This window comes from Burkholderia sp. RF4-BP95, assembly GCF_001521985.1.
Classification (GTDB): Bacteria; Pseudomonadota; Gammaproteobacteria; order Burkholderiales; family Burkholderiaceae; genus Burkholderia; species Burkholderia diffusa.
The window spans coordinates 1-1444 of record NZ_LOSX01000084.1; the positions used below are offsets into that span (position 1 = coordinate 1).

The 1444-nt window shown below is 64.9% G+C and carries 1 protein-coding gene; it reads right to left on the reverse strand.

The genetic code is table 11. The features are described from left to right. Positions 1 to 18 precede the first annotated feature (18 nt). Positions 19 to 1332 (reverse strand): PBECR2 nuclease fold domain-containing protein, encoded by a 1314-nt coding sequence (locus WS46_RS27950; RefSeq protein ID WP_059692403.1) that lies wholly within the window; start codon positions 1330 to 1332, stop codon positions 19 to 21. Positions 1333 to 1444: the final 112 nt, after the last annotated feature.

The following is a 1444-nucleotide window of genomic DNA, read 5'->3' on the forward strand; positions in this document are numbered from 1 at the left end:
TCGGCGTCGCGGGCCGTTCTATTTCCGGTACGCCAGAAAGCCGTCACGCTGCTTTTCTATATACCGACGGCGCGCTTCCTCGCCGCGCTCGATGTTCGCCATCATGGCCGTCGACCCGGTCCAGTTGTCCTGGCCCAGCTCGAACACGCTCAAACCGTACTGCGCACCGTCCTGGCCGTCGATCAACCAGGACTTGATGTAGCGCCGCTTGAGCAGCCACGTCCCGGGATGCGCGCGGCTCTCTTCCCACCGCAGCCATATCTCGTCGGGTTCCTGGATCGCCCGGGCGAGCAGCGACATATACGCGCCGCGTCCATCCTTGTCCGCCTTCCAGCTCCCGTCGCCAGCCTTGAACAGATCGTCTGAGATCGTGACGGCCGAACGCGTGGCATCCTCGAAGACCTTCGATTGACCGGGCTTCAGACCGAACTCCCGAAGAAACGCCTGCGCGTACTGTTCGGGCGCGCGGCCAGCCGGCAGCAAGCTCGACGCCGGCACCGGGGTCGGCGTCGGCAATGTCGGCAGCTCGATGCCGGACGGAAAGGTGCGCGGCAGGCTGTCGGCCGGCGGCGGCGTAAACGGCTTCATCCACTGCGCGCCGGGGTTCGAGCTGAAGCCCGGGTCCGGCAGTAGCTTCTGTCCCGTGGCCGGGTCTTTGTAAGCGAGCGCCGGCTGCTTCGCACCGGATCGGTCGACAATCTCGACCTCGACCAGGTCGCCGTCGCTGTTGCGTACGGGAATACCGTTCTGCTCGACATACGCGCGCGTGCGGGTGCGCACACGGCACCGGCACCGGTAGCCATTCGGCGGGTAGAACGTTTGCCAGAACGGATCGTCGTACCGGTAGATCGCGCCGGCCAGCGCCCGGTGTGCGGGGCGCGTCCGGCTGTCCAGGACCGCGACGTATTCCCAATACGGGTGCGTGTCGACCTGCTCGAGCTGCGCGGCGTACCGGCCGGCCATGTAGGCCGACTGCATGTTGGTCTGGAAGATCGTCTGCAAACGGCGGGGCGTCAGACGCTTGCCTTCGATCTCGCCGGTGTCCTGGTCGACGATCATGCCTTGGCCGAGCCAGCCTTTCTTTTCCAGGACAGGCGAGAGCTGCCGTTTAAACTCGTCGAACGTCGTACCCTTTTTTAACGAGGTCGCGATCGCCTGGCGAATGTCCTGGAGCACGTCGACCTTCATCACGCCTGCAACCGTGAACGCCTTCGCATGCGCCTCGGCGGCGACATCCTGCCAGCGGAAACCGATCTTGTAGCCCTTCGATTCGAAGTAGGCGATCGCCTTCTCCGGTTCGAGGCCGATCGCGTAGCCGAGATCAACCGCCATTCAGCCGCCCCCATACGTCGGCCACGAAGATGCAGCGCGCGAGCAGCTCCTGCATCGCGGTGTCGTCCATGGCCGGTTGCGCTTCGAGCAGCATCTCGATTGCTTCGTCCGG